Raw genomic sequence first — 6,417 nt, forward strand, 5'->3', positions numbered from 1 at the left:
ACCTTTTCACCCTTTCACCCTTTCACCTTTTCACTCTTTCCCCTTTTCAATTTTTCCCCTTTCCACCCTTACTTACTCCCAAAGTTTTCATACCTTTGCATCAAAAAGATGAGAATTACCACCGTGATACTCGACTTTGACGGCACGCTAGGCGACTCGCGCCGCATCATTGTCGACACTTTGAGAGAAACCCTGCGGCTACATGGCTTGCCACAAAATAGCGAAGACCAATGCGCGGCCACCATTGGTCTGCCCCTTAAAGAGGCTTTCGTGCGTTTGGCAAACGTAGACGATGCAACGGCCACAGCCTGTGTAACAACCTATCGCAGCATTTTCGACATCAACAATGTTACGGGTGCAGTAAAGCCCTTTGCCAACGTGGTGCAAACCATTAAGCGCATGCACGATGCAGGCCTAACGCTCACCATAGCCAGCAGTCGTGGGCGCGACTCGCTACCCAACCTCGTGCGGAGCATCGGCATAGGCCCATACATCAGCTATATTGTGAGTGCCGACGATGTTACGAATGCCAAACCTCATCCCGAACCAGTGCTCCTTACCCTCGAACACTTTGGCGTAAAGCCCGAAGAAACGCTCGTTGTGGGCGATATGGCATTCGATATCGAGATGGGATGCCGCGCCAACACCCTTACTTGTGGCGTAACCTATGGCAACGGCACGCTTGCCGAGTTGGAGGAAGCAGGTGCCAATTGGGTGATAGACGACTTTGCCGAGCTGCTCAACATCATTTAATCCCCTTAACCCCACCCGCGCAACACCCACCGCACTTCGAAATAAAAACCCATAAAAAACGATACTTATGCAACCAATCATCAACCACTTTACCGACAACGATGCCTACACTTTCAGTTGCCAGTACTACATCTTGCAAACCTATCCGCGCGCCGAAGTAGAATACACCTTCTTCGACCGTAACCACACCGTGTACCCCGAAGGCTTTGCCGAGAAGGTGAAAGAGCAGATTAACCTGATGCAGAACGTGCGAATAACCGAAGAAGAGATAGCCTTTATGCAGCATCGCATGTATTATCTGCCCCAATGGTACTTCACTTTCTTGCGCGGTTACAAGTTCAATCCGGCCGAAGTGCATATCGAACAAGCCCCAGATGGGCAACTCGCCATATCCATTCGCGGCAAATGGTATTCCACTATCATGTGGGAAATGCCCGTACTGTCCATTGTTTCCGAGTTGATGCACCTGCATCGCGGCGACTTAGAACGCTATGATGCCGACGTAGAGTACGAACGCGCTGTCGATAAGGCTAGGCAGATATTACGCGGAGGATTGGTTTTGGGCGACATGGGTACGCGTCGCCGACTGTCTTTTGTGCATCACGACAACGTGATACGTGCCATGAAAGCCACCGCCGATGCAGGCGGCGAGCAGGTAGACGGCGTTTTCGTGCCGTGGAAGGGTCGTATAATCGGTACAAGCAACGTGTATTTGGCCATGAAACACCAACTCGTCCCCATCGGAACGATGAGCCATCAGATTGTGGAGTTCGAAGAAAACGTCAGCGGCATCTTCGAATGCAACTTCAATGTGATGCGTAAGTTCAGCGATGTTTACGATGGCGACAACGGCATTTACCTCTACGACTGTTTTGGCGACAAGGTTTTCTTCAACAATCTATCAAAGCGCATGGCCTTGATGTTCGTTGGCTTGCGTGTAGACAGCGGCGTGGAAGAAGAGCAAACCGAAAAAATCATCGAAAAATACAAGCAGCTGGGCATCAATCCGGCCACCAAGCAGGTGATATACAGCAATGGCTTGAACATCGAACGCGCCTTAGAGATACACCGCTTTGTAGACGGACGTGTGCAAGACAGCTACGGCATGGGCACTTTCCTTACTTGCGATGTGCTGGGATGTAAGCCCATGAACATTGTAGTAAAACTCACTAAGTGCCGCATTACTGAGAAACGCGAATGGCACGACTGTGTAAAACTATCTTGCGATAAGGGCAAAACGCTGGGTAATCCTGAGAAATGCGCCTATCTGTTGAAACAGATAGGGTAGGTGGAACACCTTGAAAAAAACGAAGAGAAGCGAGCGAAGGCCGACTGTGATGTAAAAGCTTGACCTTCGTTCGCTTACTTTTTTCTAACTATGAGAATGTAAAACGGGGCTCGGTAAGAGAGACACAGGTGTATAATGACAAGCGAGTAGAAATTCTTTAAGAAAATTCGCACCACTTGTTTTGTATGGTCTTAGTTGAGATTTTCTTTCCTTCTTCTTTGCACTTTAAAGCATAAAGTGTATATTTGCAGCATCTAATTATAATAACCCTAGGGCAGTGGCATGCGCTCCAACTTCAATTAATTAACTCAAATGGAGTGTCTAGGCCTTTTGGTCGCATGTATATTCCACTTCCATTTTTAAAACCGAAGACGATGAAACAATTGAAAAGCAGTTTGTGGTTGATGGCAGTGCTTGTGCTGTTGGCCGCTTGTAGTGCCGATGAGGAGAAAGAAATGTACAGGCCCACGGTGGCATCTTCCCTCAACAATACCGTGTATGTTGAAGTGCAAGATGGCGAAAAGGTCCTATCGCCCAGTGCCTTGCTGTACGAATGCAAGTTCTCGGTGTTTGGAAAAGCCAGTAAACGCACCTTAAACGTGGATGCCTACAAGCTAGATGACGTTGACGTGTTTCGCTTTTTTGCCGACTTGCCCGACTTGTCTGTAATGAAATTCTGGGACACGGCCGAGGGAAAACGCGGCGAAGGCTATGCAGATGCGGTGATAATGATAGACCGCGTTAAGCTGCCGATGCGTTTTCATTATGCGTATGCGGCTGTGCCCAATGCCGAAAAAATGTTGGGAGGAACGAGTATTGCTGTAAAATCGGTGGAGTATCAGGGTAAAACGATAGACCCTTACCTGCATAACAAACATTTCAAAATTGTTTTGCGCAAGCAAGGGCAGGGCTATTCGGTAGAGTAAAGAGGTGCTTACAACCCACTTGGGCTAAGCACATGGCGTTAACGCTCAATCCAAAGCTCTTGAATTTAGCAACGGAAAGGATCATTGAAGGCCTGCAAACCCAGTCTTCGCCGTCTTAAAGATTAACATGCTTTAAATAATTAATAATATACGATGAAACATTTGCGAATACGCTTGCTCGCAGCGTTGGCTGCCCTATTCGTTGTGGCTTGTGGCTCGAACAACGATGCAGACGATTCTGCCTTTGTGGTGGAAAACAAAGTCTACGTGCAGGTACAAGATGAAAATGGGCAGCCCATAGACCCCGACGAGCTATTGAAAGATAATAAGTTTTCTGTTGTTGGGCAGAATGACGGTAAAGCCTTAGACGTGCGAACAGAAGTGATGGAAGGCGATAAGCTACTCGTTTTCTCACCCGAAATTCCGTTGAAAGAGATTCCCCCGTCCTATGCTGCCAAAGGCGCAACACGCTCTGATGGCCGACGAAACGGCATTACCGACGAGTACATTGCCAAAATGGAAAAGCGATTCACAACGGGCATCGGATATTCCAGAGTTGAAATGTCGATAGATGGGGTACAGATACCGCTAATCTTTTATTACGGCTTTTACATCGATTCCTCTAAATTTCTATCTTCAGGTTCGCTGTCGGATACCGGTGTCGAACTCCTGAGCGTTTATAGTGGGAACAATGGCATAATCCCCCACATGTCGTTTTCCTATTTTAGGCTTGAATTAAAGAAAAAAGGGCAGGGCTACACGTTTGTCGATCCCTATAATACTAGCTCTGATTTCTAGTCTAACCCCAATCGCTCGTTACTCCGCTTACCAATTATTTTTAGGTTGTTGGCATTGTTCCCTGTTCGCCTTTCGTTTGCTCGTCGGCATCTTGCCCGTCTTATTCTCTCGACGTAGTCCGCTACGCCTTCAAGAGTAAGACAGACAATGGGCTCAACAACCCAACAAAACCTGCACAGGCTCTAACGGCCGATTTGGGTTAATCGCGATACAATAAGAGTATTAAGGGCGTACCCCGCGGTGCGCCTTTAATGTTAAACTAGTGTTGAATTTTAGTTTTCTTGTAACTTTGAGAGAGGCTTATCAACTTTGGAATATACGCGAGAAAACAGATAAACACCCCTCATTATGCACGAAGTACTAAGACGACGATGCGATTAAATTCAAAATTCAGCATCATTTGTATGTGGCAAAACGTGCTAATGCCTTGAAAAGTGCCGCAAACATACTAACTCACAACCTCACCAGCTCACTAACTTACACTCTTATAAACTCACAAAATAATAGTGAGATTACCAACTTTTTAGGACACTTTCTTATCCCGAACTGGCGTATAATGGTATGCGTTCTGGCGCCTACACCATATTATTAATCTCTTTCCACATGTTTCTTCGCGTTTTTTAGACATGCCCAACAGACGAACAGGGCAATCGATAGAACGAGGTGGAAAGGTAGCAAGTTACATCCTTAGTTATACCAAACTGGCCTTTGCAAGCATCTGCAACATAAACAAAATGTTTGCTTTCAGCGTGGCAAAAAGCAACCAAGAAAAACAACAAAAACTTTTTCGTGTTTTGCAAAAAATAGATTACCTTTGCTTTCGGAAGAGCTGTTTCTTATCCACAACACCATAAATTACAGACCAATAAATAATGAATTGTATTATGACTTACAAAGGATTAACCACGAAAAAGTTTTTACAGGCGCATGCGAAGCTGGCGCTGAAGGGGGCGGTTGTATTGTGCTGCGCCATTTTTAGCGCATGTTCAACATCTGTGCTCGAATTTGAGAAAAAGGATTTGGCAATTACAAATCTTGACGGCAAGACCATTCCCATAACAGTTGAGCTTGCCCGCTCACGCCGAGAGATGACAAAAGGCTTTATGGGGCGCACAAATATTCCCGATGGAACGGGCATGCTTTTTGTGTTTAAAAAAGACCAAAAGATCGCCTTCTGGATGAAAGACACGCCTACGCCCCTTTCAATCGCGTTCATCAGTGCAAGTGGCGAAATCTGCGAAACGCGCGATATGACTCCGTTCAGTGAGGCAAGTGTAGAGTCGTCGCAATCTGTGCGCTATGCGCTAGAAGTGCCGCAAGGCTGGTTCAAGAAGAACAACATTGGGCCGGGATGTACTATAAAGCTACCATAACCGATACTGACGACACCTGCCGCACAAACGCAGCAGGCCAATTTGCCTGCGGTAAGCTAACAACCCCAGAGGGATTGGCGTAGTAATGGCAATTGAAATATTGGTGGTATTTAGAGCCACAGCCATCTTATCCCGGATAGGCGTAAACTTAAAGTATCTTTACAAAACACCCCCTGCTCGCAACACCCTTCTAGCGCAAAAACAGCCCTCAAAACAGGCAAATGGCTGCAAATTTGGGTTTGGCGCGTTCCTTTTTTAGTCCAATTTTGAGCATGCCACCTGCATTTAGCACCATTTTGCCTTTCTAGTTTGCTGCCGATTCATGTTTTTGCCGACCTCAAATTTCTGCTTTTTGCCCCTAAAAAACCACTTTTTAGGGTACATTTTGCCCTTTTGAGCCATGTATTTAATGGTTCTAGAAGGTTGTATTTATACCATTGCGGCGGATATTTATGCTTTTTGCCTTGCATTTAGCGGCACATTGTACTGCGTTTTGCACCATTTTACCTCGCGTTTAGTGGCAAAACGCATTGCATTTAGCGGCATATTGCAGTGCATTTTGCACCAAAACGCACGCTATTTAGCACCAAAACGCAGCGCATTTAGCAGCAAATAGCCCAAAAGTTGGTGCAAATGGTGGTTCGATTAAATAAAAATTCATTTTGCCGTACCCACAGGCTAACCCTATTTTGCATCGAAACCAACCTTCGCGAGAATCGATTTTTTGCGGCAAGATAGGCGGGTGGCGAGTAAAAAGGCTACTCATAATGTTAAATTCCATGCCGAAAAGCGGACAAAAGTTGGAGGGGGTTAGTGAGTTTGTTGGTCTGTAAGTTTGTGGGCTAATAGGTTTCTGATTGTGCAAAACCTTATTCCGTGTGTTGCGTTGGCTTATCGTGTGAGGCGGTTTCTTTGTTTATGTGCAGTTTATATGCAATGCTCGTGGGGGGCCTTAATGATGTTGTCGTGGGGGCAAAGCAAGATAAGGTGCTGGTTGCGCAATAGACCTTAATGCCAGGAACAAAGCAACCGAGAAAGCAAAGCAGGCTACATAGATGCCGTAGGGGGATGTTGCGCCCTCGCGCGTGCAGGCATGCGCATATATAATAAGGTGAATGTTGTGGGGGAGTGGGCCATGAATATCATGGTAAGTGGCAAACTTTAAAACGCTCTGATTTGCAAAGTTATACCTGCAAATATGGCTATCCGTTTCGCAATTGTTTGTTTGCTGCCTTACTTGTTATAAGGCATGTTCTAAAAATTCCCCGCAAAGGTTCAA

At 46.1% G+C, this 6,417-nt stretch carries 5 protein-coding genes; all 5 read left to right on the top strand.

Translation table 11 applies throughout. The annotated features are described in order from the left end of the window. The first annotated feature begins 108 nt into the window (after positions 1-108). The 5 genes from HMPREF2955_RS01480 to HMPREF2955_RS01505 all read left to right on the top strand — a co-directional run bounded on the left by HMPREF2955_RS01480 (position 109) and on the right by HMPREF2955_RS01505 (position 5,138). Positions 109-753 (top strand): HAD family hydrolase, encoded by a 645-nt coding sequence (locus HMPREF2955_RS01480; RefSeq protein ID WP_070720219.1) that lies wholly within the window; start codon positions 109-111, stop codon positions 751-753. Positions 754-820: 67 nt separating this feature from the next. Beyond that, positions 821-2,041 (top strand): nicotinate phosphoribosyltransferase, encoded by a 1,221-nt coding sequence (pncB, locus tag HMPREF2955_RS01485; protein ID WP_070720221.1) that lies wholly within the window; start codon positions 821-823, stop codon positions 2,039-2,041. A gap of 374 nt (positions 2,042-2,415) precedes the next feature. Beyond that, entirely contained in the window at positions 2,416-2,967 is a 552-nt protein-coding gene (locus HMPREF2955_RS01490) for a hypothetical protein (RefSeq protein ID WP_246830034.1), read from the top strand. 153 nt (positions 2,968-3,120) lie between these two features. After that, positions 3,121-3,765, top strand: coding sequence for a heme oxygenase-like domain-containing protein (locus HMPREF2955_RS01495; RefSeq protein WP_070720226.1), 645 nt, complete (start codon positions 3,121-3,123; stop codon positions 3,763-3,765). A gap of 884 nt (positions 3,766-4,649) precedes the next feature. After that, complete coding sequence (locus HMPREF2955_RS01505; protein WP_070720231.1) at positions 4,650-5,138, top strand: DUF192 domain-containing protein; 489 nt, start codon at positions 4,650-4,652, stop codon at positions 5,136-5,138. Positions 5,139-6,417: the final 1,279 nt, after the last annotated feature.

The sequence above is a fragment of the Prevotella sp. HMSC073D09 genome, from assembly GCF_001814145.1.
Taxonomy (GTDB): Bacteria; Bacteroidota; Bacteroidia; order Bacteroidales; family Bacteroidaceae; genus Prevotella; species Prevotella conceptionensis.